Here is a 22,974-nt window from a genome sequence, read left to right as displayed (position 1 = left end):
GGGGTGCCGCGGTCCGACGGGCAAGGCTCCGGTTGCGTGAGTGTTTGGCGGAGCGGAGCACTGGTAGCGGTCAGTGCATGCATGCCTTCCGGGTCCGTCCACCTCCCTTCCCGACGCCACCGCCACAGGCACCGGGAAGGCGCGTGGCCTGGGACGGATCCGGGAAGGGCGCCCGTCCGTGCCCTGAACCCCGGAGCGAGTGGACGGTAGGGGAGCGGCGGCCATGAGGGGGAAGGGTTTGGGAAGAGGGCATGACGGCGTAGAGGGCCGGGAACCTGGGGCGGGACGTCCAGGGGCCCTCGGAAGGTCCGGGGAAGGCCCGGAGCAGGGACGAGAAACCAGGAGGCATTGCGGGCCGCTGGGAAGGCGGCCCTGGCCCGGCGTCCGCCTGCACGGTGGGTGGGGCCGGCTGAGCAAGGAGGACGTGCGATGAGGATAGACATGGTCTCCGAGCACGCATCGCCGCTGGCGGTGGTGAAGGGGGCCGACGCAAGCGGCCGGAACGTGCATGTGGCGGAGCTGTCCCAGGCACTGGCGGCGCGGGGGCACAGCGTCGTCGTCCACACCCGCCGCACCTCACCGGACCTGCCCGAAGAGGTCGAACTCTGTCCGGGCGCCCATGTCCGCCACGTGGACGCGGGCCCGCCCGAGCCCCTCGGTGACGACCCCCCGCCGTACACCGACGCGTTCGCCGAGAACCTGGCCCGCAGGTGGGTGCAGGATCCTCCCGACCTGGTCCACGCGCACTACTGGACGAGCGGCCGCGCGGCGCTCGGCGCGGCCGCGGCCGCCGGCCTGCCGGTCGTGCAGACCTTCCACGCCCTGCTGGCGCTCAAGCGCCTGCGCGACGGGGCGCCCGACACCGGTCCCCCCGAGCGCGGCCGCGTGGAGACCATGATCGCCCGCCGCGCCGACCTGGTGGTCGCCACCTCCACCCAGGAGCAGCGCGTCCTCCGGGAGCGCGGTGTCGAGCCGGACCGCGTCGCGGTCGTGCCCTCCGGGGTCGATCCGGAGCGCTTCCGCCCCGAGGGGCCCACCGCTCCCCGAGGCGACGCCCCGCAGGTCCTGTTCCTGGGGCGGCTGGTCCGCCGCAAGGGCGTCGACACCGTCGTACGCGCAATGGCGGGGGTTCCCGAGGCCGAGCTGGCCGTGGCCGGGGGCCCCGGGCCGGACGGCCCCGACGACGGGGACGAGGCCGAGCGCCTGCACGCCGTCGCCGAGGAGGCGGGGGTGGCCGACCGGGTCCGGTTCCTGGGCGCGGTCCCGCGCGAGGAGGTCCCGGAGCACTTCCGCGCGGCCGACCTCGTGGTGAACATGCCCTGGTACGAGCCGTTCGGGATCACCACGGTGGAGGCGATGGGGTGCGGGGCGGCGGTGATCGCCTCGGCGGTCGGCGGCCACCTGGACACCGTCGTCAACGACGTCACCGGGCGGCTGCTGCCCCCGGCGCGGCCGCGCGCCCTCGCCTTCCGCATGCGCCAGCTGCTGGCCGACCCCGTGACCCGCGAAGGGTACGGGTTCGCCGCGGCCGACCGGGTCGCGGCCCGCTACGGCTGGGAGACGGTCGCGGCGCGTATGGAGCGCTGCTATGAGCGCGTGCTCAGGGTGCGCGGGCGCGAGCCGGAGCCGGTGGTGGAGCGGCAGGGCGCCCTCGTGGCGGCACGGGCGCACGGGCCGGCCTGACGCCGGGTCCCGGTGTCCCGTGCCCGGGGGCCGTGCGCGCCGGGGCGGTCGGCGGCGGCCGGTGCCGTCGCCCCCGCCCCGGCGCGGTGAGCGGCCGCCCGCCCCGGCCGCCCGACCGGCGGGTGTCCGAAATGTTGTGTTCTACCCCGTGCGCAACCTGCCTAGGCTAGGCTAGCCTAAGTCGCCGTGCAGGGCCGTGATGCGGCCGCAGTCGGGACATGTCAGGAGAACGGCACGGTGGACAGCAGCAGACTTCGGGCGCGCGGCACGGCCAGGCGCGGTGCGGGGCGCGGCCCCGCCATCACCCGCCGCGGGGCCCTGCTCGGGATGGGCGGCCTGGCCGCCCTCGGCGCCGCCGGCTGCGGAAGCGGGAGCGGGCGCGGCACCGCGGACGGCCCCGTGCGCACGATCGAGCACAAGTACGGCACCACCGAGGTCTCCGGGACCCCCGAGCGGATCGTCACCGTCGGGCTCACCGAGCAGGACTACCTCCTGGCCCTGAACGTCGCCCCGGTCGGGGTGCGCGAATGGTTCGGCGGGCACCCCGGGGCCCTGTGGCCCTGGGCGAAGGAGGCCCTCGGCGACGCCGACCTGCCCGAGGTCCTGCCCGTCGAGGAGCTCGACTTCGAGCAGATCGGCACCCTGGCCCCCGACCTGGTCATCGGGATCAACTCCGGCCTCACCCAGGACGAGTACGACACCCTCGACGGCATCGCGCCCACCATCGCCCAGCACCCGGACCACCCCGACTTCGGGGTGCCCTGGCAGGAGATCGCCCGGGTGGTCGGCACCGCCCTGGACCGCGAGGACGACGCCGAGGCGCTGATCGCCGACATCGAGGAGCGCTTCAAGGACGCCCGGGACGACCACCCCGAGTTCGCCGAGGCCACCGCGCTCCTCGCCTCCTCCATCGACGGCGCCGCCTGGGCCTACGCCGAGGGGCCCGCCCCGGGCTTCCTCACCCAGCTCGGGATGAAGATGCCGGAGGAGGCCGAGGCGCTGTTCACCGACGAGGAGCGCGCCCCCAAGGAGGTCAGTCTCGAAGAGCTCGAACTCCTCGAGGCGGACGCCCTGCTGGTCGGCGTCTACGGCGACCCGGAAGCCTCGGTCACCGGGAAGAAGGTGTTCAAGGAGCTCGACGCGGCCAAGGAGGGGCGCGTCCTGGAGATGCCCGAGATGAGCCGCCTGAACGGCGCCCTGTCCTTCGGGTCGGTCCTGAGCCTGCACTACGCCCTGGACGTGCTCCCCGACGCCATCGCCGCGCTCCTCGACGGCGACCCCGACACCGCGCCTGGGAAGGTCGAGTAGCGCGGGGCGCGGATTCCCCTCCGGGGCGGACGCCGTCCGGCGCGGAGACCACGAGGGGGCCGCGCCGGACGGCGTCGGTGTGCGCGCGGGGCCGCGGGGGCGCCCCGCGCGGCGTTTACTCGCCGTCCTCCCAGGTAGTGGGCCCTTGTCGGGGAACCGGCCACATGAGCCGGAGAGGAGGACACCATGCCAGGACGCCAGGAACTTCCCAGCACGCTGCAGCGCTCGCCGCGCAAGGCCCAGGACACCTGGATCAAGGCGCACGACTCGGCGGTGGAGCAGTACGGGGAGGGTGAACAGGCGCACCGGGTCGCCTTCGCCGCGCTCAAGCACACCTACGAGAAGGTCGGCGACCACTGGGAGCGCAAGAAGAGCGGCAGAGGGCCCTCGGACGAGCGCGCCGCCGACCCGCGGGCCAAGCACAAGGAGGGGAGCGAGGAGACCGCGGGCGGCGTCGACGCCTCGGCCCCCAAGCGCCACCTCTACGAGCGCGCGCAGAAGCTCGGCGTCGAGGGCCGTTCCAAGATGGACAAGGACGAGCTCGTCGCCGCCCTGGAGAAGGAGAGCCGTATCCGCACCCGCGAGGCGCGCGAGCGGTAGCCGACCGGCGTGTCCGGTCCGGTGGGAACGATGGGGCGGTGCCGCCCGGCCGGGCGGCACCGCCCCATCGTTCGTCCTGCTCCCGCCTGCAACGGCCGGGACGAATGCGCGCATGGTGGGCCCGGGCCGGGGTAGCCGCCAGGGGCGACCCGCTTGGGGGGAGAGAGCCGATGTCCGATGACAACGCGCCTCCGTCGGCCCGATACGAGGGAACGCCGCTGGCCTCGCTCCGCCGCCGCATCCGCTCCCTGAGGGAGGAGGAGCTGCGGCGGCTGATCGCCTACGAGCGGCGGCACGCCGGGCGCACCGGTGTCCTGGAGGTGCTGACGGCGCGGCTCGAAGCCCTGGAAGAGGGGGCCGAGCCCCCAAGGGCGACCAGGGGGCGCCGAACGAAGCGGTCCGCCGACAGGGCCCACGCGCGAGCGCCGACCAGGGCTGACCAGGAGCGGGTCCGGACCGCCCCGCCCGTCGACGCCCCCGGAAGCACCGAGACCCCGAACGCACCGAGGAGTTGTTCACGATGGCACGGAAGGTCTCCGACCACCTCTTGGAACGCCTGCGCGAATGGGGCGTCGAGCGCGTGTTCGGCTACCCCGGCGACGGCATCAACGGACTGCTGGCGGCCTGGGACCGGGCCGACGACCACCCCCGGTTCATCCAGGCCCGGCACGAGGAGCTGGCCGCCTTCGAGGCGGTCGGGTACGCCAAGTTCTCCGACCGTGTGGGCGTGTGCGCGGCCACGTCCGGCCCCGGGGCCGTCCACCTGCTGAACGGCCTCTACGACGCCAAGCTCGACCACGTGCCCGTCGTCGCGATCGTCGGCCAGACCCACCGGGAGTCCATGGGCGGCTCCATGCAGCAGGAGGTCGACCTGCACGCGCTGTACAAGGACGTGGCCGCCCACTACCTCGCCGAGGTCAACGTCCCCCAGCAGCTCCCGAACGTCCTCGACCGCGCCATGCGCATCGCCTCCACCCGCCGCACGGTCACCGCGGTGATCATCCCCGCCGACGTCCAGGAGCTGGACTACGAGCCGCCCGCGCACGCGTTCAAGGCGGTCCCCGGCACGCTGGGCGCCCCGGAGTCGGCCACCGTGCCCGACCACGGCGAACTGCGGCGGGCGGCCGAGGTCCTCAACTCCGGGCACCGGGTGGCCATCATGGTCGGCCAGGGGGCGCGCGGCGCGCGCGAGGAGGTCGCCGAGACCGCCGACGTGCTCGGCGCCGGTGTGGCCAAGGCGCTGCTGGGCAAGGACGTGGTCTCCGACGAGGAGCCCTACGTCACCGGCGCGGCGGGCCTGCTGGGCACCCGGCCGTCCTGGGAGATGATGCGCGACTGCGACACCCTGCTCATGGTCGGCTCCGGGTTCCCCTACAGCCAGTACCTTCCCGAGTACGGGCAGGCGCGCGGCGTGCAGATCGACACCGACCCGTCCATGCTCGGCCTGCGCTACCCCTTCGAGGTGCCGCTGCTGGGCGACGCCCGGGAGACCCTGCGCGCGCTGCTCCCGCTGCTGGAGCGCAAGGAGGACCGCGGCTGGAGGCGGACCATCGAGCAGGGCGTCGAGCGGTGGTGGCAGGTGCAGCGGCGCCGCGCCGAGGTGCCCGCCGACCCCGTCAACCCCGAACTGGTGGCGCACGAGCTCTCGCCCCGGCTGCCCGACGACGCGATCGTCACGGCCGACTCCGGGTCGGCCACCAACTGGTACGCCCGGCACCTGCGCTTCCGCGGCACCATGCGCGGCTCGCTCTCGGGCGGCCTGGCCACGATGGGCTGCGCCGTGCCCTACGCGGTCGGCGCCAAGTTCGCCCATCCCGACCGCCCGGTGGTGGCGCTGGCGGGCGACGGCGCCATGCAGATGAACGGCATGAACGAGCTGATCACCGCCGTGCGCTACGCCCGCGAGTGGAGCGACCCGCGCCTGGTGGTGGCCGTGTTCGACAACGGCGACCTCAACCAGGTGACCTGGGAGCTGCGCGCCATGGGCGCGACGCCGCGGTTCGTGCCCTCGCAGCGGCTCCCGGAGGCCTCCTTCGCCGAGTACGCGCGCAGCCTGGGGCTGACCGGCATCCGCGTGGAGGACCCCGACCGGGTCGGCACCGCCTGGGACGAGGCGCTGGCCGCCCAGGGGCCGGTGGTCGTGGAGTTCGCCACCGACCCGTCGGTGCCGCCGATCCCGCCGAGCGCCACCTGGGACCAGATGGAGTCGATGACGGCCGCGCTGGCCAAGGGCGACCCGGAGGCATGGTCGGTGCTGGCGCGGGGCGTCCGCTCCAAGGTGCAGGAGTTCCGGCCCGGTTCCGGGTGAGCCCCTCCCGGGCGTTTATCGTTCCGTGACCCGGGCACAGTGGGCCCTAGAGGGCGTCCCCCTGGGAGCGGGGACACACGCCCGACGGGTCGACGCTGCGGCCGCCACCCCCCAGGGGGAAGGGAGGCACGGCGGTCGCCGGCTCCCCGTGCAGGCGAACGGCCGACCACGCAGGGGAGGAATGCGAGATGGCCGCTCCGAGCACGAACGAGGCAGTGACCGGCGCCGGATCGGAGCGCCGCGGCCGGGACGGCACCACCGCCGAAGAGCTGCTGAGGGCCCGCGCGGTCCTGCCGCCGCGGTCGGCGGCGGCCGAGGAGCTCGGCGAGACGGTGGTGCGGATGTACGCCCCCGTGGCGCGTCGGGAGGCCCGCCGGTACCGGGGGCGCGGCGAGCCCATGGACGACCTCGAACAGGTCGCCATGCTCGGACTCACCCGCGCCGTGGCCTACTACGACCCCGACTATGGCAAGCCCTTCCTGTCCTATCTGCTGCCGACCGTCACCGGCGAGCTCAAGCGGCACTTCCGGGACAACACCTGGGACGTGCGGGTGCCGCGCAAGCACCAGGAGAAGCGGGGCGAGCTCAACCGGTTCACCGGGGAGTTCGCCCAGGAGCACGGGCGCGGACCCACCACGGCCGAGATCGCCGAGGCCCTGGACCTGGACGAGCGGACCGCCGACGACCTGCTGAACGCCTCGCGCGCCTATTCGGCGCTGTCCCTGGACGCCCCCTGCGGGACGGGGGAGGACGATGCGCCGAGCCTGGGGGACACCATCGGCGAGGGCGACGGCGCCGCGGAGGGGGTCGAGGACCACGAGGCCGTCCGGGAGGCCCTGGCCAGGCTGCCCGAGCGGGAGAGGCGCATCGTGCAGATGCGGTTTTACGGCAACCGGACGCAGACCCAGATCGCCGACGCGGTCGGACTCTCCCAGATGCACGTGTCCCGGCTCCTGAGCACCACGCTCAAGGAGCTGCGCAAGGACCTGGCGGTCGCCGACTGAGCGGGGGCGGTGCGCCGCCACCGGGAACGGCTGCGCTCCGCGGCCCGGGCGGCCGGGCCGCGGAGCGCACGCGCGGGCGGCGGGCCCGGCAGGCGCGACACGTGGACCTGTGAAGCCCCCGGACCGCGTCTGCGCCGTCCGCGCCCCTCCTCCTGTCGCACCGGCGCGACCCCGTCGCCCACGGGCGGGGAGCTCCTGCCCCGGGCCCGGTTTGCCCCCGGCCGGATCGGGTAGCGGAGGGCTACCGGGGGGCCTCCGGCGCAGGACGCCGGGACCTTGGGCGAACGGGATCGGGAGGTCGCCATGGGGGCCGGCCGGGACGAAAGAGAGCTGTGGGCCCTCGAAGCGCAGCTGCGCGCCGAGGATCCCGGGTACGCCGCACGGTTCGACGCCGGGGCCAGACGCCTTGAGGCCCAGGGCGGCGATGGGCCCCGGACGGAGCCGGTCCCGCGCGGCGCCGTGGCCGTGGTCTGCGCCGCCTTCGCGTTCGGGCTGCTGATGCTGGTGCTCGTGCCGCTGATGGTGCTGGCCGGGTGAGACCGGGCCGTCACGAGGCCACGTACACCGCCCGCCCCTTCCGCTTGCCCTCCAGGGCCGCCTCCAGGCGTGGGGCGATCGCCGGATGCATGCGCGCCAGCGCCTCCTCCGGGTCGAGGAACGCGTAGTCGTCCAGCTCCTCGGCCTGCAGGGCGATGGCCGTGTCCGCGGGCACCTGTCCGCAGTCGAACACGAACGAGCAGAACGGCCGCGGCCGCTCCCCGCGGGGCGCGCTCCACTGCACCGCCAGCAGCGCGCCCGGGTCCACCTTCAGCCCGACCTCCTCGGCGACCTCGCGCTCGCAGGCCACGTGCGGCGGCTCGTCCTGCTCGACGACACCGCCGGGCAGGGTCCAGTGCTCGCGGTAGTTGGGGTCGACCAGCAGCACCCGGCCGCCGGGGTCGGTGATCAGCCCGGACGAGGCGAGGTAGGAGGTCGGGAGGGAGGCGAACCACTGCTCTGGAGGAAGCTGGAGTGACATGTGACCCAGGCTAGACGCGCGGTGCGCGCCCCGTGGGCCGGGGCGCCCGGCCCGCCCCCGGAGACGGCGCCCACACCCGGGGTCGGCGGGTACTCCCAGCGCCTAGACTGGGCGTCTTCCAAGAGTCACGGAGCGGTGTGGGCCCACAGGGCGGCACCGGCGCAGCGGCGAGCGACGGAGGTTGGAAACGTGGGCCCACTGGAGCACGGCGACCCGGACCGCATCGGGCGCTACCGCCTCATCGGGCGCCTGGGCGCGGGGGGCATGGGCCAGGTCTTCTTCGGCCGCTCCTCCGGGGGGCGGGCCGTGGCGGTCAAGCGGATCCACCCGCACCTGGCCGCCGACCCCTCCTTCCGGGAGCGCTTCGCCCGCGAGGTCACCGCCGCCCGCCAGGTCAGCGGCGCCTTCACCGCGCCGGTGATCGACGCCGACCCCGACGGGGAGGTGCCCTGGCTGGTGACCTCCTACGTCCCCTCGCTGCCGCTGGACGAGGGCGTGCAGGCGCACGGGCCGCTGCCGGAGGCCTCGCTGCGGGTGCTGGCCACCGGCCTGGCCGAGGCGCTGGCCGAGATCCACCGGGTGGGGCTGATCCACCGCGACCTCAAGCCCGGCAACGTGCTGCTGGCCGAGGACGGGCCGCGGGTGATCGACTTCGGCATCGCGCGCGCCACCGAGGGCGCCGCGGCCACCCAGTCGATCATCGGCACCCCCGGGTTCATGTCGCCCGAGCAGGTGCAGGGCGAGCACATGACCCCGGCCAGCGACCTGTTCGCCTACGGCGCGGTGCTGGTCTACGCCGCCTCGGGCACGGGGCCCTTCGGCGAGGGCGCCATGCCCACCATGGTGATGCGCATCATCCAGGAGCGCCCCGACATCGCCGCCGTCCCGCCGTCGCTGCAGCGGGTGGTCGCCGCCTGCCTGGAGAAGGACCCGCGCAACCGCCCCGGGACCGGGCAGCTCCTCGACCACCTCGGGGACGTGCCGGCCGGGGGGTCCTGGCTGCCCCCCTCCTTCCAGCAGGGCGTGCGCGACCAGGTGGAGAAGGTGAACGCGGCCCTGGGGGCGGCGCCGGACACCGTGTCGGGGGCCACCTCCCCGGGGGCGGGGGCCGCCGGGCGCACCTCCGTCATGGGCGCGGCGGCCGCGGGGGCCGCGGCCGGTGCGCTCGGCGGGGCGGCCGCCGGGTACGCGGCGGCCGACGGCGCGACCGCCCGCTACGAGCCGGAAGGGGGCGCGGACGCGACCGCCCGCTTCCAGCAGGGCACGCAGGGGCTCCAGGCCGGGGCCGACCCGGCCACGGCGCAGTACCCGGGCGCGCCGGACCGGACCGCCCAATTCGGGCAGGCCGGACAGGCGCAGCCGACGGCGCAGTTCGGCCAGACCGCCGGCTACCCGCAGACCGCACAGTACGGGCAGGTGCCGGGCACCCAGCCGCCGCCGTACCACCCCGAGGGGCCGGGAGCGGCCGCGGCCGCGCCGCCCGCCGGGCAGCAGGGCGGCGACGCCTACAGCGACCTGTACCGGGACTCGGCCGGCGGGCACCGGCGCGAGGCGCAGCGGACCCAGCAGATGCAGGAGGAGCGCCGCCGGCAGGAGCAGCAGCAGGAGGAGCAGCGGCGCCGCCAGGAGGCCGAGCGGGCGCACCGGGAGCGGCTGCGCGCCGAGGAGCGGGCCGCCCGGCGGGCCCAGGACCAGGCGCGCAAGGCCTCTCAGCCGAGCCTGTGGAGCTTCATCAAGCTGGTGCCGCTGCTGATCATCCCGATCCTGCAGATCCCGCTGGGGTGGGGCGCCGCGCACGCCTGGCAGTGGATCACCTCCACCGACGCCTGGTGGGGGCAGCCGTGGTACTACCAGGGCATGTGGGGCGAGTCCCTGCTCAGCGGGTTCAACTACGACGGGTTCGTGCTGGCGATGCAGCTCGGCTACTTCCTGCTGAACAACGTGGTGTCGCTGGAGTACCTGGTCCGGTCGCTGCGCAGCGGGTTCGTGGCCGGCATCCTGCTGTCGGCGGTGGCGCTGGTGGCGACCAACGCGGCCCTGGCCTCCTTCGGCTTCTTCGGCGCGTTCTGAGCGCGCCGGGCCGGCGGGCCCCGGCGCCCCTCAGGGCCCTGGGGCGGGTCGGTCCCCGGGGTCGCCGCGGTACAGCGCGGCGGCCCCCTCCATGTGGCGGGCCATGGCCCGCCGCAGCTCCGGGGGGCCGAGGACCTCGATGTCGGGGCCGAACCGGGAGAACTCGTGCACCGCGACCGGCACCGACTCGGTGGTCAGGAGCGCCTCCCGGCGGCCGTCGGCCCGGACCGGCCCGTACTCGGCCTGGGCGGCGGTGCGCGGCGAGCACAGCACCGGCACCAGCTCGGCGCCCTGGTCGGTGAGCAGCACCCGGGTGCGCAGGGTGTAGCGGGAGCTCTCGAACTCCTCGGCCCAGGAGCTCCAGGCGGCGGGCAGGTCGAAGCCCTCAGGTCTGGTGAAGGGGCGCCCGGTGTCCTCCAGCGCGCCGATGCGCTCGACCCGGTAGGTGCGCGGGGGCTTCTCCGCCCCGCCGGGCTCCGGCGTCGGCCGGGCCACGAAGTACCAGGTGTCGCCCTTGAGCACCAGCCCCAGCGGGTCCAGGGAGCGCTCGACGCGGGTGTCGTCGAAGCGCCGGTAGGAGACCCGCACGGTGCGCGACTCCCAGACCGCTTCGGCCAGGGGCGCCAGGAACGGGGTGGCGGCGGGGCGGCGCCACCAGGCGGTGGTGTCCAGGTGGAACCGGGAGGACACCCGCTCGGCGCGCTCGCGCAGCGCGTCGGGCATGGCCGCGTGCAGTTTGAGCTGGGCCAGCGCCAGGTCCGAGCCGAGTCCCAGGTCGCCTGCGGGGCCGGGCATGCCGGTGAAGGCCAGGGAGTGCGCCTCCCCCTCGGTGAGCCCGGTCAGGCGGGTTCGGTAGCCCTCCATCAAGCGGTACCCGCCTCCCGTGCCGCGCTCGGCGTAGATCGGTACCCCGGCGGCGCTCAGGGCCTCGGCGTCCCGGTAGACGGTGCGCTCGGAGCACTCCAGTTCCTCGGCGAGCTCGGCGGCGGTCATCCGGCCGCGGTTCTGCAGCAGCAGGAGCAGGGAGAGCAGACGGTCGGCGCGCATGGCACCAGTATGGGACCGGTTCCTGACAGGTACTGTCAGGCTTCGGCTGCCGGGTCCCGCCTCCGCGGCCCGCCCGGAGGCCGCCCGTCCCGATTCGCCCGGTGCGCGGTACAGGCGCTCACGGCGTGCGGCGAGCGGTTCTCCTGCCGCGCGGACGCTCCCTGGCGCTCCGTCACTCCGCCCTGGCGGCGACGTGGTGGATGCGGGCGCCGGTGCGGTCGAGGTGGGCCCGGTGGTCCCGGATGTCCAGGGCGAGGGAGCGGTCCAGCCGGGCGGCGTTGAAGTTGATCCCGGGGTGGGCCAGCACCCTGGGGTCGACGACGGGCTCCAGGTCCGGGTGGAAGCTGAACGGCAGGATGGTGCCGCTGGAGCTTCCCGCCAGAGCCTCGGCCTTCTCCGGCGAGGCGAACGAGGCATGGGCCCCGCCGGCCGGCTCCTTGCGCCCGCCCAGGTCGGCCCTGGCGTCGCACCCCCGCCGGGTGAGGTCCCAAGGCCGGATGTTAGCGTGACGAAAATACGCAAAGTAGCCTGATGATCACAGGTGGGCGATGACCTCACGCGAAGAGGGCACACCGGGCACGCCGGGCAATACGGCCTCCGGCGGCCGCCACGGCGTGGTGGTGCAGGCCGGGACCGTCCACGGCGGCATCCACCTCGGCGCCGGGCCGGCGCCCGCCCCCGCCGGTCCGCTCCGGGCGCCCCGGGCGCCCGCCCGCATGGCCGACCGCCTCCGCGAGCTGTCCCTCCTGCGCCGCGAGGCCCACGAGGCGCTCACCACCCGCACGCCCCGCATCGTCGTCCTCACCGGAACCGGCGGCGTGGGCAAGACCGCCGTCGCCGCCCGCTTCCTGGAGACCGACGGGGAGCGCTTCGCCGACGGCCGCCTCACCGCCGACCTGGCCGCATTCGCGCACTCCGGACCCGCCGACCCCGCCGCCGTCCTCGCCCACCTCCTGCGCGCCCTGGGCGTGCGCCCCGAGGAGGTCCCCGCCGACCTCCCCGGCCGGGCCCGCCTCTTCCAGGCCCGCACCGAGGGGCGCAGCATCGCGCTGCTGCTCGACGACGCCGCGAGCGCCGCCCAGGCGGCCGCCCTCCTGCCCGGCGGCGGCGCCCACCTGACCGTCGTCACCACCCGCCTGCACCCGGCCGCGCTGCTCGCGCGAGGCGCCCGCATCACCCGGGTGCGCCCGCTGCCCGCCGACCACGCCGCCGGGCTGCTGCGCGGGCTCGTCGGCGGGGGCTTGGCCGGAGCACCCGGCGCCACCACCGGCGCCTCCACCTGCGGGCGCGCGCCGGCGCCGCTCGGCGGGCCCGGGGAGGCCGAGCGCCTGGCCGAGCTGTGCGGGCACCTGCCGCTGGCGCTGTGCGCGGTCGCCGGGCGCCTGGTCCTGCGGCCCGACCGGCCCGCCGCGCGCATGGTCGAGGAGCTCGAAGGCGAGCGGCGGCGCCTGTCGGCACTGAGCGGCGACGAGGAGGTGTCCGTGCGCTCGGCCCTGGACGTGTCCTACGCCGGACTGGACCCGCCGACGGCCCGCCTGTACCGCCTGCTGGGCCTGCACCCGGGACCGGACGCCTCCCCGGAGGCGGCGGCGCTGCTCACCGGCACCGACCGGTACACCGCCGAGGCCGGGGCCGAACGGCTCGTCGCGGCGAGCCTGCTGCACGAGCACCACGGCCGCTTCGCCTTCCACGACCTGGTGCGGCTGCACGCCCGCGAACGCGCCGAGGCCGAGGAGCCCGAACGCGAGCGCCGGGCCGCGGTGGAGCGGCTGCTGCACGGGTACCTGCGCACCGCCGTCGCCGCCGACACCGCGCTCAACCCCGGCCGCTGGCACGTGGGACCGCTGTACGGGCGCGTCGGCGACCCGTCCCTTCCCGCCTTCCCCGACGCCGGCGCGGCGCTGCACTGGCTGGACGAGGAGCTGCCCACCCTGGAGGAACTGGTGGTGTGGGCCGCCCGCGACGGCCACCCCGCCGAGGCGTGGCAGCTCTGCGAGGCGCTGTGGGACCTGTTCCTGAGGCGCCGCCACCACGACTCGTGGTTCCGCACCCACGAGGCCGGACTGGCCGCCGCCCGCGAGCTGGGCGATCCGGAGGCGCGTGGCCGGATGCACGGCGCCCTGGCCGCCGCCCACGTGAGCCTGCACCGCACCGAGGAGGCCGAGCACCACCACCGGGAGGCGCTGCGCGCCTGGGATGAGGCCGACCACGACCTGGGGCGGGCGGCGGCCATGGAGGGGCTCGGCGTGGTGGAGCTGGCCCGGGACGCCCCCGGCGAGGCCGTGCCCCACTTCGAGGGCGCGCTCACCGTGCACACCTCGCTGGGCAGGGAGCGCGGGATCGCCCTGATGCGGCGCCGCCTGGGCGAGGCCCTGCGCGACGCCGGGCGGCCGGAGGAGGCCGTCGGGCACTTCACCTGGGCGCTGGGCCACTTCACCGAGGCGGGCGACCACTACCTGCGCACGCGCGTGCTGGTGGGGCTGGCCACGGTCCACATCAAGACCGGCGACTTCGACGAGGCCGAGCGGGTGCTGGACGCGGCGCTCGACGCGGCAGGGCAGGCCCGGGCCGAGATGGAGGCGGCCCGGGTGCACGCCCTCAGAGGAGGGCTGGAGGATCTGCGCGGCCGGCGGGGACCGGCGGTGCGGCACCTGAGGGAAGCACTGACCATCTATAGGCGGCTCGGGGCCGTGGAGGCCGAAGGGGTCGAGCAGCGCCTGGCCGGGCTCGAACGCCGGGGCCCAGACGGGACAGAGGGGGCCGGGCAGGAGGACGGGGACGGGGAACGGTCTGGGCCCGGGGGAGCAGCGGGCGGAACACCCATGTAGGAGGTCCGCCACCCGGCGGCACCGCCCAGCCCGGCGATTCGGGGGCGAGGCCCGAGGCGAGCCAGGTGTGCAGCAGGGAGAGCAGGGGAGCGGCCTCGCCCAGGCGGAGGCGGCCCTCGATGCGCACGGGCGGGCGCCCGCGCAGCGCCACGTTCCAGCCGCCGTCCGCGGGGGCGGCGGCCACGGCGGCCCCGGGCCACCGCTCGAGCACGTCACCGGGCTCGGGCGCGCCGACCCGTCCCGTCCCCTCGATGAAGGTGAGCACGTCGCCCGTGCCCAGGGGGAGGCCGGGGCCGAACCGGCCGGCGTGCACCCACACGTGGTCGTCGACGAACGGGACCGGTCGCGGGGCGGACGCCGCCGGGGCGGGCAGCAGCACGCCGCGCACCCGGCGCATCTCGACCGCGTCCGGGCCCTCCGCCGCCCGCCGCCCGCTCACCGCAGGCCCCCGGGCGGGTGCGGGCCGTCCAGCGGCGGCATCGGCACCGGCAGCGGCGGCGGCGCTGTCGGCGGCGGGCAGTCGGGTTCGTCCAGGCCCAGCAGCCGGTACATGGCGGTGCGCAACCGGGCCGCCGCCCGGCCGGGCACGGAGGTGAGCTGGGAGGCGTACCACCCGCCGCGCTCGGGGGCGTGGGCGTCGAGCGCCGCCCGCACCTGCGGCAGGAGCGGGCGCTCCGGGTCCAGGCGCGGGGCCGCGCACCCGAGCAGGTCGGTGTGCGAGCCGGGGAGCACCTCGTCCTCGGTGTAGGAGGCCACCAGGACGGGGCGGCCCTGCGCGGCGGCGTAGTAGGTGACGGAGCCGTAGTCGCCCACGACCGCGTCGGCGGCGATCACGGCGGCCTGCCAGCCCTGCTCGGGCGGCAGGAGCACCATGCCGCGCCGCTGGGCCCCCGACAGCCAGGAGCGCACCTGCCGGCGCCCGTGCCAGGCGAAGACGGCGGGGTGGGTGACGGCGGCGGTGCGCACCCCGGCCGCGGCCGCCTCGGCGGCCAGCCGCTCGGGCAGGCGCGGGTGGGTGCCGAGCAGGGAGTGCGGGCCGTGCGTGGACGACAGCACGACCAGCAGGTCCCCGGGTGAGGCCCCCAGGGCGCGCCGGTAGCCCTCGCGCAGGGGGCGCCCGGCGGTGAGGCGGTCGTGGCAGGGGTCGCCGACGACGCGCACGACGTCGGCCGCGGCCGGGGCCGCGGAGGCGAACAGGTTCCGCAGGCGCTCGTGGGCGACCCCGAGGACGCTGGGCAGGACGCGGCCGTGGGTGATCAGGCCCCCGGCGGGGGAGCCGCTGGCGGGGCGGGGCGCGGCGGGGCCGTGGCCGCCGGCGCGGGGCATCAGGCGGCCGGGGCCCGAGCCGTGCGGGAGGGCGAGGACGGGGGCGGCGACGTCCTGGAGTCCGCCGAGGTTGGCGGACAGCGCCAGGTCGAAGCGGTGCTTGCGGACCTCGTCCCAGGGCACGGCGATGCCGTCGAGGCGCCGGACGTGCTCGGCGCCGGTCGCGGCGAAGGGGGAGGTCGGCGGGCAGGTGTAGAAGACCTGGACCCGGTGGTCGGTCTCGATCAGGGGCAGGACGTCGGCCAGGCGGTTCCCGGCGGTGGCGTGGTGCACGAGGACGAGGACGGAGCGCTGGGGCGACCAGGTGGCGCGGTCGGCCTGGTTGATCAGGAAGGGGCCGTCGGCGGCGTACGGTCCGGGAGCAGGGGCCGGAGAGGGGAGCGTCATGGGGCCTCCGAGCTTCTCTGCAGATCCGATGACCGCACCAGCATGCGGGGGCGCCCTTGACGCGGCGCCTGCAGAGCGCCGGGGGAGGACCTTGCAGGTGCCCTGCAAGGAGGTGGACGGCCCCGTGTAAGGGCAGGTGGAGGGGCTTGCACCCTGTCCCGATCCGGCCACGGGGAGGGGTGGCGGCAGCGCCCGCAACTCCCGACCCACTTCCGGGTCGACGAGAACCCCTGTGACCCGCCGTGCGCGTTTTCCGCCCCTCCGCACATGTGTGCTAGCCTTCCGCGTCCGATTCGCGCACTGGGTGGGGGCCCATCCCTTGTGTCCTCGCCCGCTCTCGCCCCGAACCGGGTTCGGACGCCCCACCCTTCCCTGAATCCGCGGAGATCTGGGCGCGAAGTCCTGCTGAACTCTCGGTCAGAGCGGCTGACGGCCGTCCTCCCGGGGCGCAGGATGAACGTGTGCCTTCTCCGACTTCGGCTCGCATTACCGGCCCACAGCAGGCTGTCGCCCGACCCGAGGCCCCACCCCTGTACCGCCCAGTAATCGACCTCGAAAGCGGAGTCGTCCTGGCCGTGGAGGCGGAGGCCGCCGCGGCGCCGGCGCCGCACGACGACTCCGCCGCCCACGCCGAGCGGCTCATCCGGCTCGCGCGCCGGGTCGCCTCCGACGAGGCACTGCTGCCGCTGATCCTGCCCGTGCCCGCGGCCGCCGCCGCGGCCTCGCCCGACGTGACCGGCCAGCTCGAACTGGTGCTGCGGCGCACCGGCCGCCGCCCGCGCGACATCACCGTCATGCTCGGCCCCGACCTGGCCGAGCTGCCCCGCACCGCCGCGGTGCGGGCCGCCGCGCACGTGCGCGACTCCGGGTTCCGCTGCGCCTTCGCCACCGCCGCCGTCCCGGTGGACGTCATCCTGGACCAGGCCCCCTTCCTGATGCGCCTGCCGCGCAACCTGGTCGCCGGGCTGCCGGGCGACGAGCGCAGCGCGGCCGTGGTCGAGGGCATGGCGCGCATCGCCCGCAGCGCCGGGGTGTACCCGGTGGCGCCGGGCATCTCCTCGGTCGACCAGCTCGCGGCGCTGCGCGATGCCGGAGTCCGACTGGGGCATGGGCCCCTGTTCGCAGATGACGACTGGACCCCCGGTGCCAGGGTGCGCCCGCTGCCCGAGATCCCCCCGGCCCAGGGCGGCGGGCAGGAGGGGCCGCCGGTGTCGACCTTCATCGGGCCTCCCGTCGCCCTCGAGCAGGACGCGACCGCGGCGGAGGTACTGGACGCCTTCACCAATGACCCGGTGCTCAACTCGATCATCCTGCTGGACCACCGCGAGCGCCCGGTCGCCCTGCTGGACCGCTCGCGCTTCCTGCTGTCGGTCTCGGGGCCCTACGGGCACGCGCTGCACGCCGCCCGGCCCGCGCGGCGGCTGGCCGACCCGCCCAAGACGGTGCCGCTGCACACCACCGCCATGGAGGCGCTGCGCGCCGCGGGCGCCTCGGGAGAGCGCGTGCACGACGACCTGGTGGCGGTGAACGCCTTCGGTCAGGCGGTGGGCGTGGTGGCGGTGGGCGACGTGATCGCCGCACTGTCCCGAGGCTGAGGGGCGGGGGAGGGCACACTCGGCCAGGGGCCGGACAGGTGCCGCCCTACAGTACGAGTCCGCCCCGCCGTACCCGGCGGACGAGCCCCTGGCGGTGTGAGGGGCCGGTGGGGCGGTCCCGGTCGGCGGCGGTCGTTCGAAACGCTCCCGATGTGAACAATGTCGATTTTCGAGATATTTGTTCGCTGCGTGCCGTAATGGGAGTGATCTTGCTGGTGGGTCCCCATTAAGGGGGGTTTTCAAGCGGTGAATAGATGGCGATTTCCCGCATGTTAGCCATGGGGTGGATGGTGCCCGCGAAAGGCGCTAGTCTTCGTGTGGCGCAAAGCTTACGTATGCGCTGTTGGCCGGTGAAGGCCTCTTATGCGTAAATTACTCAGGTTAGAAAGGCATGCCAATGAAGGCTGGCCTGACCACGTACGCGGTCCTCACCTGCGCCCTGTTCGGGGTGCTCGGCGTGTGGCTGTACAGCTTCCCCTCCGACGAGCGGCCGGGCGGGCCCGCCGTCGAGCGGCACCTGGGAGAAGTCTGAAGGACCGCGCAGTGACGGCTCCCCTCCTCTGGAGGGGAGCCGTCACTCGCGTTCAGGGCCCGCGGCGGACGGCAATGCACTGGACCGGCCCGGGTGGGGCGGGTATAGGTTGCCGATGCCCGCGGCCCCATGGCGTGTCGGGCGCACCTTTCGCAACGTTCGCGAGGAGACCACCACATGACCACGCTGGGAAGCTCCGGCCTGGAGATCCACCCCGTCGTCCTGGGCGGCAACACCTTCGGGTGGACCAGCGACGAGAGCGAGTCCCACCGCGTCCTGGACGCGTTCCTGGACGCCGGCGGCACCCTCGTCGACACCGCCGACTCCTACTCCGCCTGGGTGGAGGGGAACCACGGCGGGGAGTCCGAGCACGTCATCGGTTCCTGGCTGGCCGGTCGCGGCCGCCGGGACGACGTGCTGATCGCGACGAAGGCCAGTCAGCACCCCGAGTTCCGCGGCCTTTCCGCATCCAATGTCAAGGCCGCCGCCGAGGCCTCGCTCAAGCGCCTCGGAACCGACCGCATCGACATCTACTACGCGCATTTCGATGACGCCGACACCCCGCTGGAGGACACCGTCGGCGCCTTCGACGCTCTGGTGAGGGAGGGCAAGGTCCGCTACGTCGGCGTCTCCAACTACGGCCCGGACCGCCTGCGCCGCTGGCTGGAGATCGCCGAGGACACCGGGGCCGCCCCGCCGGTGGCCCTGCAGCCGCACTACAGCCTGGTCCACCGGAGGACCGTAGAGCCCGAGCTGCGCGGCATCGCGGTCGACGCGGGCATGGGGATACTGCCCTACTGGGCGCTGGCGGCCGGGTTCCTGACCGGCAAGTACCGCACCGAAGCCGACCTGAAGGGGAGGGCCCGCGCCGGTTCGGTCGGCCGGCACATGGGGCCTGACGGCCTGGCGGTCGTCGACCGGCTCGTCGAGGTCGCCGACGCCCACGGCGTCGCCCCGGCCACGGTCGCGCTGGCGTGGGTCCTGGGGCGCCCGGGGATGGCGGGCGTGCTCGCCAGTGCCCGCACCGCCGAGCAGCTGCCCGCCCTCATGGACGCGGCGCGGGTGTCCCTGGGCGAGCAGGAGATGGACGCCCTCACCCGGGCCTCCGACGCCGTGGGGGAGTGATCCCGCGCCGGGGACAGCCGGGCGGACGCCCGCCGGAGGACGCCCGCTCGGGGGCGAACTGCATTCCCCGGTGTTTTCGAATAGGTCTGCAGAGATCCGTCCGCCGGTCATCGGGATTTCATCGCATTTCCGGTGACGGTGCGCCCGGTGTTGATTCTGATCGGCGGTGCTTTTTTGGCCGCGGAGCGGAGGCTGCTGGGGTTTTCGCTGGTGGGGCCGGGGGAGAAAATGCTGTCCTCTTGCGGACAGCGCCCCGTCCTGCCGTTTCTGGATCGCTGATTCAAAGGGCCCATTGCATGGCGCGTGCGGGCGTATATGAATGCGGTGGGCGGCGTCGTTTCCGAGCGACCGGAGGAATCATGGCACTGATTCAGCAGGGCGAGTACCTCATCAGGTGCGCCGCGAACGACCTGTACATCGACCTCAGCGGCGGCAGCCCCGACCCGGAGACGCCGATCATCGGCTGGCACCTGCACAAGGGCACCAACCAGCGCTGGGACGTGCAGCAGAAGAGCCTCAACGTGTTCACGATCCGCAGCATGGTGGGCGAGGCGTTCTTCGGGCTGAGCAGCCTGAAGGTCTTCCCGCCGCTCATCGCGGCCCAGCCCTTCCCCGAGCCGTGGTCGATCGAGCCGGTGGGCGAGGGCAAGTACCGGATCCACTTCCTCTACATGGACGCCGTGGTCACCCTGCCCGAGGAGCGGGAGGGCACCCAGTTCGTCCTGCAGCCGTGGCGCGGAGAGAACCGCCAGATGTTCATCTTCGAGAACGCCTGATACCCGGCTGCGGCCGATGAGGCGGGTGCCCGTTCCCGGCGCCGTCGGGGGGCGGGCACCCGCGCAGTGAGGCGCGGCCGCCTTCACGGAGGATCCGTCCCGCCTGCCAGCCCCGACTCCCTCCCCGCGCGGTAGCCGCGGGCGTACGGGTCGGGAGCGGGGTCGTGCGGGATCCCCATCCTCTCGAGCGCCGCGGCGGCACGTTCGCGGTCGCCCGGCGTGCGGGCGGTCCTCAGCGCCTGCCGGTACCGGTTCTCGGCCTCATCCTCTGCACGCAGTTCCAAGTGGGCGTCTCCCTGGGCGATGAGGATGCGGGTCACATCGCCGGGGGCGTCCGCCGCGAGCATGGTGCCCAGCGCCTGGGAGAGGTAGTCCAGCGCCCCCAGCGGATCGCCGAGCGTGGTGGCCGTCGCGCCCAGGTTGGCCAGGACATCCACCTCGGTCTCGACGTCGCCGACGGCGCGGGCGGTGCGCAGGGCGCTCCGGAAGAGGCGGCGCGCCTGGCGGTGCTCGCCCGCATCCGCCTCGATCTCGCCCAGGTTGTCCACCATCCGCCCCTCCCACCGGCTCGAGTGGATCTCTCGCGCCAAGCGCAGGGCCTCCTCGGCCTCGCGGCGGGCTTCCATCAGGCGGCCGCCGCGCCGCAGGGCACGCGCGACGTTCCCCCGTGCCTGGGTCTGGCCCACCAGATCCCCCAGCTCCTCGAAAAGGCCCAGTGCCTCATACAGCCGCCCCACCGCCATGCCCGCCTCGCCCATGTCGCTATGACAGACGGCGGTCGCGTTGAGCACCTCGGCGACGGTGGGCCGGTGTCCGGTGCGCCGGGCGGCCGCCAGCGCCTCCATCTGCAGGTCGAGCGCGGCCTCGGGACGGCGCAGCAGGGTCAGCCACCACCCGCGCAGGCACAGTGCGCGGGCCAGGGCCGCACCGTCGTCGCAGGCCCGCGCCAGGCCGGCGGCCTCCTCGGCTGAGACGCGCGCCTCCTCCAGCGCCCCTGCCCGGAGAAGGACAGCAGCCAGCTCGTTCGATGCCAGTGCGGCGCCCGGTCCGTCCCCCCGCTCGCGGAAGGTCTGGGCCGCTCCTTGGAAGGCCGCCGCTTCGCGGTCCGGCATGCCCGAGCCGGACAGGAAGCCCGCCAGGCGCAGGGCCAGCTCCGCCCTGTGCCAGGCGAACGACTCGCCCTGCGACGCCGGGTGGGCACCCTCGGAGCCCGGGAGCAGGCCGAGCAGGGTCCCCCGCTCGGTCGCGAACCACGCGTCGGCCTCCTCCGGCCCCGCGAACCCCGGCGCCTCCACCGGCGCCCCCGGGCGGGCCGGGCGGCGGTGGCGGTGCGGGAAGCGCGCCCGGTCGGCGGCGTCGGCCGCCGCCAGCCACTGGTCGAACACGCGCGAGAGCACCGCGTGCTCCTCCAGCGCCCCCAGCTCCTCCTTGGCCGTGCGCCGGGCGAAGTCCGCCGTCAGGGCGTGCAGCCGCCAGCGCCCCGGCGGCCCCGGCTCCTCCACCAGTGAGCGCTCCGACAGCAGTTCGAGGACCGGCTCGGCCTCCCGCGCCGTCGCGCCGATCGCCGCCGCGGCGGCGTGGGTGCCGAACGCGGTGGACGGAAGCAGGCCGAGCCGGACGAACGCGGCGCGCGCGGGCGGCGGCAGCCCCTGCGCGCTCGCCCCCAGGGCCGCCGCCACCGGGCCGGTGAACCGGGGCGCCGCCTCGTCGAGCCGCTCGACCAGGTGCGCCAGCGGCCACGACGGGTGCGCGTGCCGCCACCAGGACGCCAGCAGCCGCAGCGGGTGCGGCAGCCGGTCCATCCGCCGCGCCAGCGCCGACAGCCCCGGCCCGTCGGCGCGCGGGTCGCACCCGGTGATCGCGGCCACCAGCCCCACGGCCTCCTCGGGGGCGGGCGCCACCAGCCGCAGCGCGCGCGAGCCCTCCAGCGACGCCATGCGGGTGCGCGAGGTCACCAGGGCGGCGCTGTGCCGCCCTCCGGGCAGCAGCGGGCGCACCTGCTCGGGCCCGGCGGCGTCGTCGAGCACGACCAGCAGCCGCAGCGGCGCGGTCAGGGTGCGCCACAGCCGGGCCCGCCCCTCGGTGCCCTCGGGGAGGTCGGCGGCGGGCACGCCGAGCTGCCCGAGCATCTCGTGCAGCGCATCGGCGGGGTCCCGCGGCGGCCGGTCGGTGCCCGAGCCGTGCAGGTCGACCAGGAGCCGCCCGTCGGGGAACTCGGGGCGAAGGCCGTGCGCGGCCCGGCACACCAGGGCGGTCTTGCCCACCCCGGGCATGCCCGCCACGACCACGGCCGCCGCGCCCGCGCGCAGGTCGGCGCCGATGCGCTCCAGCTCGGCCGCGCGGCCGTGGAAGTCGTGCAGGTCCCGGGGAAGAGTGTCCGGGGGAGGGGCGGGCGGCGGCCCGCCGGAGGGCGGGGCCGCGGCATGCGCCCCGGTCGGCGGCGCCGCGGGCGCCTCCCGGCCGCCCCCGCGGCCCTCGGCCTCCCGCAGCAGGTTCCGCAGCGCCGGCCCCGGCCCGACCCCCTGCTCCCGCAGGTGATCGGCCAGGCGGCGGCACACCCCCGCCGCCTCTGCGCGGTGCCCGGCCCGCAGCAGAGCAGTGGCCAGGTTGAGGCCGACGGGTTCGCTGCCGGGGTGGAGGTCGGCCTCGGCGTGCAGCGCGTCGAGCAGGTCGCGCGGGTCGCGGCCGCTCTCCAGCAGCAGCCGCCCGTGGTCGGCGGCGGCGTCGCGGCGCGCCAGCGCCATGGCGGCGCGGCGCCGGGCCGCCCAGTCGCCCGAGAGGCCGGTGAGGGGCGTGCCCCGCCACAGCCCCAGCGCCTCTTCCAGAAGCTCCAGGGCCGTATCCCGCTCACCGGCCCGCTCGCGGGCCCGGGCCGCGCGGCACAGCCCCTGGAACCGGTGCCAGTCGACGGCGTCGGGGCCCAGGTCCAGGCGGTAGTGGCCGCCTTCACACACCAGGGCGGAGCGGTCGGCCCCGGCGGCCTCCAGGTGGCGGCGCGTGCGGGAAATGTAGCTGTCGAGGGTGGAGAGGGCGCCGAGCCCGCCATTCCAAACGAGGTCGACGATCGATTCTCTAGAGAGCGGCCGCCCTTCTTGCAATGCCAGCAGGACGGCGATTTCGCGTTGTTTTCCCGACCCCAGGGGGAAGTCGCGCCCATCGCGCACCAGCCGGACCGGGCCCAGGACTTTCAGCTCCACCCTGCCTCCTTCGGGTGCTGCTCCCCGGGATCGTGAGTGTGCCCCGAAAGCGGGACGGGAGAACCGGCCGAAATCTGCCACCTGGGATTACCGCGGCCCCGGCGGCGGCATTACGGGCATTGACCTGCGGCCCGGCGTCGCGGGCGCGCCGGAGTCGGCCACGGCGGGGT

17 protein-coding genes are annotated in these 22,974 nt (G+C 75.4%); 12 read left to right on the top strand and 5 right to left on the bottom strand.

The genetic code is table 11. The features are described from left to right. Positions 1 to 429 precede the first annotated feature (429 nt). From O4J56_RS19585 to O4J56_RS19560, 6 genes are all read left to right on the top strand, one after another. Positions 430 to 1,683: a glycosyltransferase gene (locus O4J56_RS19585; RefSeq protein ID WP_270687557.1), complete on the top strand. Its 1,254-nt coding sequence runs from the start codon at positions 430 to 432 to the stop codon at positions 1,681 to 1,683. 237 nt (positions 1,684 to 1,920) lie between these two features. After that, positions 1,921 to 2,991, top strand: a complete 1,071-nt coding sequence (locus tag O4J56_RS19580; RefSeq protein ID WP_270687556.1) for an ABC transporter substrate-binding protein — start codon at positions 1,921 to 1,923, stop codon at positions 2,989 to 2,991. A gap of 186 nt (positions 2,992 to 3,177) precedes the next feature. Then, complete coding sequence (locus O4J56_RS19575) at positions 3,178 to 3,591, top strand: ChaB family protein (RefSeq protein WP_270687554.1); 414 nt, start codon at positions 3,178 to 3,180, stop codon at positions 3,589 to 3,591. Between the two features lie 520 nt (positions 3,592 to 4,111). Next, complete coding sequence (locus O4J56_RS19570) at positions 4,112 to 5,899, top strand: thiamine pyrophosphate-requiring protein (RefSeq protein WP_270687553.1); 1,788 nt, start codon at positions 4,112 to 4,114, stop codon at positions 5,897 to 5,899. Positions 5,900 to 6,087: 188 nt separating this feature from the next. Beyond that, complete coding sequence (locus O4J56_RS19565; RefSeq protein WP_270687552.1) at positions 6,088 to 6,903, top strand: SigB/SigF/SigG family RNA polymerase sigma factor; 816 nt, start codon at positions 6,088 to 6,090, stop codon at positions 6,901 to 6,903. Positions 6,904 to 7,179: 276 nt separating this feature from the next. Beyond that, positions 7,180 to 7,440: a DUF3040 domain-containing protein gene (locus O4J56_RS19560; protein ID WP_270687551.1), complete on the top strand. Its 261-nt coding sequence runs from the start codon at positions 7,180 to 7,182 to the stop codon at positions 7,438 to 7,440. A 10-nt stretch (positions 7,441 to 7,450) separates the two neighbouring features. On the opposite strand, the gene O4J56_RS19555 is transcribed toward O4J56_RS19560, so the two are convergent. After that, positions 7,451 to 7,921 (bottom strand): NUDIX domain-containing protein, encoded by a 471-nt coding sequence (locus O4J56_RS19555; protein WP_270687550.1) that lies wholly within the window; start codon positions 7,919 to 7,921, stop codon positions 7,451 to 7,453. Positions 7,922 to 8,110: 189 nt separating this feature from the next. Between O4J56_RS19555 and O4J56_RS19550 the strand changes: the two genes are divergently transcribed. Further along, positions 8,111 to 9,991 carry a serine/threonine protein kinase gene (locus O4J56_RS19550; protein ID WP_270687549.1) on the top strand — a complete coding sequence of 627 codons (1,881 nt, stop codon included), beginning with the start codon at positions 8,111 to 8,113 and terminating at the stop codon, positions 9,989 to 9,991. Between the two features lie 30 nt (positions 9,992 to 10,021). Here O4J56_RS19550 and O4J56_RS19545 read toward each other — a convergent pair whose 3' ends face one another. Further along, positions 10,022 to 11,038, bottom strand: coding sequence for a helix-turn-helix transcriptional regulator (locus O4J56_RS19545; protein WP_270687548.1), 1,017 nt, complete (start codon positions 11,036 to 11,038; stop codon positions 10,022 to 10,024). 172 nt (positions 11,039 to 11,210) lie between these two features. Then, the gene (locus O4J56_RS19540; protein ID WP_270687563.1) at positions 11,211 to 11,537 is read right to left on the bottom strand and encodes a YbaK/EbsC family protein; all 327 of its coding nucleotides are present in this window, start codon (positions 11,535 to 11,537) and stop codon (positions 11,211 to 11,213) included. A gap of 49 nt (positions 11,538 to 11,586) precedes the next feature. Between O4J56_RS19540 and O4J56_RS19535 the strand changes: the two genes are divergently transcribed. Further along, positions 11,587 to 13,866: a tetratricopeptide repeat protein gene (locus tag O4J56_RS19535; RefSeq protein ID WP_270687547.1), complete on the top strand. Its 2,280-nt coding sequence runs from the start codon at positions 11,587 to 11,589 to the stop codon at positions 13,864 to 13,866. A 435-nt stretch (positions 13,867 to 14,301) separates the two neighbouring features. On the opposite strand, the gene O4J56_RS19530 is transcribed toward O4J56_RS19535, so the two are convergent. Then, complete coding sequence (locus O4J56_RS19530; RefSeq protein ID WP_270687546.1) at positions 14,302 to 15,579, bottom strand: hypothetical protein; 1,278 nt, start codon at positions 15,577 to 15,579, stop codon at positions 14,302 to 14,304. 461 nt (positions 15,580 to 16,040) lie between these two features. On the opposite strand from O4J56_RS19530, the gene O4J56_RS19525 reads away from it, so the two are divergent. The 4 genes from O4J56_RS19525 (at position 16,041) to O4J56_RS19510 (ending at position 19,607) form a co-directional block, all read left to right on the top strand. After that, positions 16,041 to 17,174 (top strand): EAL domain-containing protein, encoded by a 1,134-nt coding sequence (locus tag O4J56_RS19525; protein WP_270687545.1) that lies wholly within the window; start codon positions 16,041 to 16,043, stop codon positions 17,172 to 17,174. Between the two features lie 391 nt (positions 17,175 to 17,565). Further along, complete coding sequence (locus O4J56_RS19520) at positions 17,566 to 17,706, top strand: hypothetical protein (RefSeq protein WP_270687544.1); 141 nt, start codon at positions 17,566 to 17,568, stop codon at positions 17,704 to 17,706. Between the two features lie 177 nt (positions 17,707 to 17,883). After that, on the top strand, positions 17,884 to 18,831 hold the full coding sequence (locus O4J56_RS19515) for an aldo/keto reductase (RefSeq protein ID WP_270687543.1): 948 nt from the start codon (positions 17,884 to 17,886) through the stop codon (positions 18,829 to 18,831). A 359-nt stretch (positions 18,832 to 19,190) separates the two neighbouring features. Next, positions 19,191 to 19,607, top strand: coding sequence for an RICIN domain-containing protein (locus O4J56_RS19510; protein WP_270687542.1), 417 nt, complete (start codon positions 19,191 to 19,193; stop codon positions 19,605 to 19,607). A gap of 83 nt (positions 19,608 to 19,690) precedes the next feature. On the opposite strand, the gene O4J56_RS19505 is transcribed toward O4J56_RS19510, so the two are convergent. Beyond that, positions 19,691 to 22,804: an AfsR/SARP family transcriptional regulator gene (locus O4J56_RS19505; RefSeq protein ID WP_270687540.1), complete on the bottom strand. Its 3,114-nt coding sequence runs from the start codon at positions 22,802 to 22,804 to the stop codon at positions 19,691 to 19,693. Between the last annotated feature and the right edge of the window lie 170 nt (positions 22,805 to 22,974).

Origin of the sequence: Nocardiopsis endophytica (assembly GCF_027706725.1) — a bacterium.
GTDB classification, from domain to species: Bacteria; Actinomycetota; Actinomycetes; order Streptosporangiales; family Streptosporangiaceae; genus Nocardiopsis_A; species Nocardiopsis_A endophytica.
Note: the sequence above shows the minus strand (reverse complement) of the source record. Positions and strands in the feature narration are given on the sequence as shown.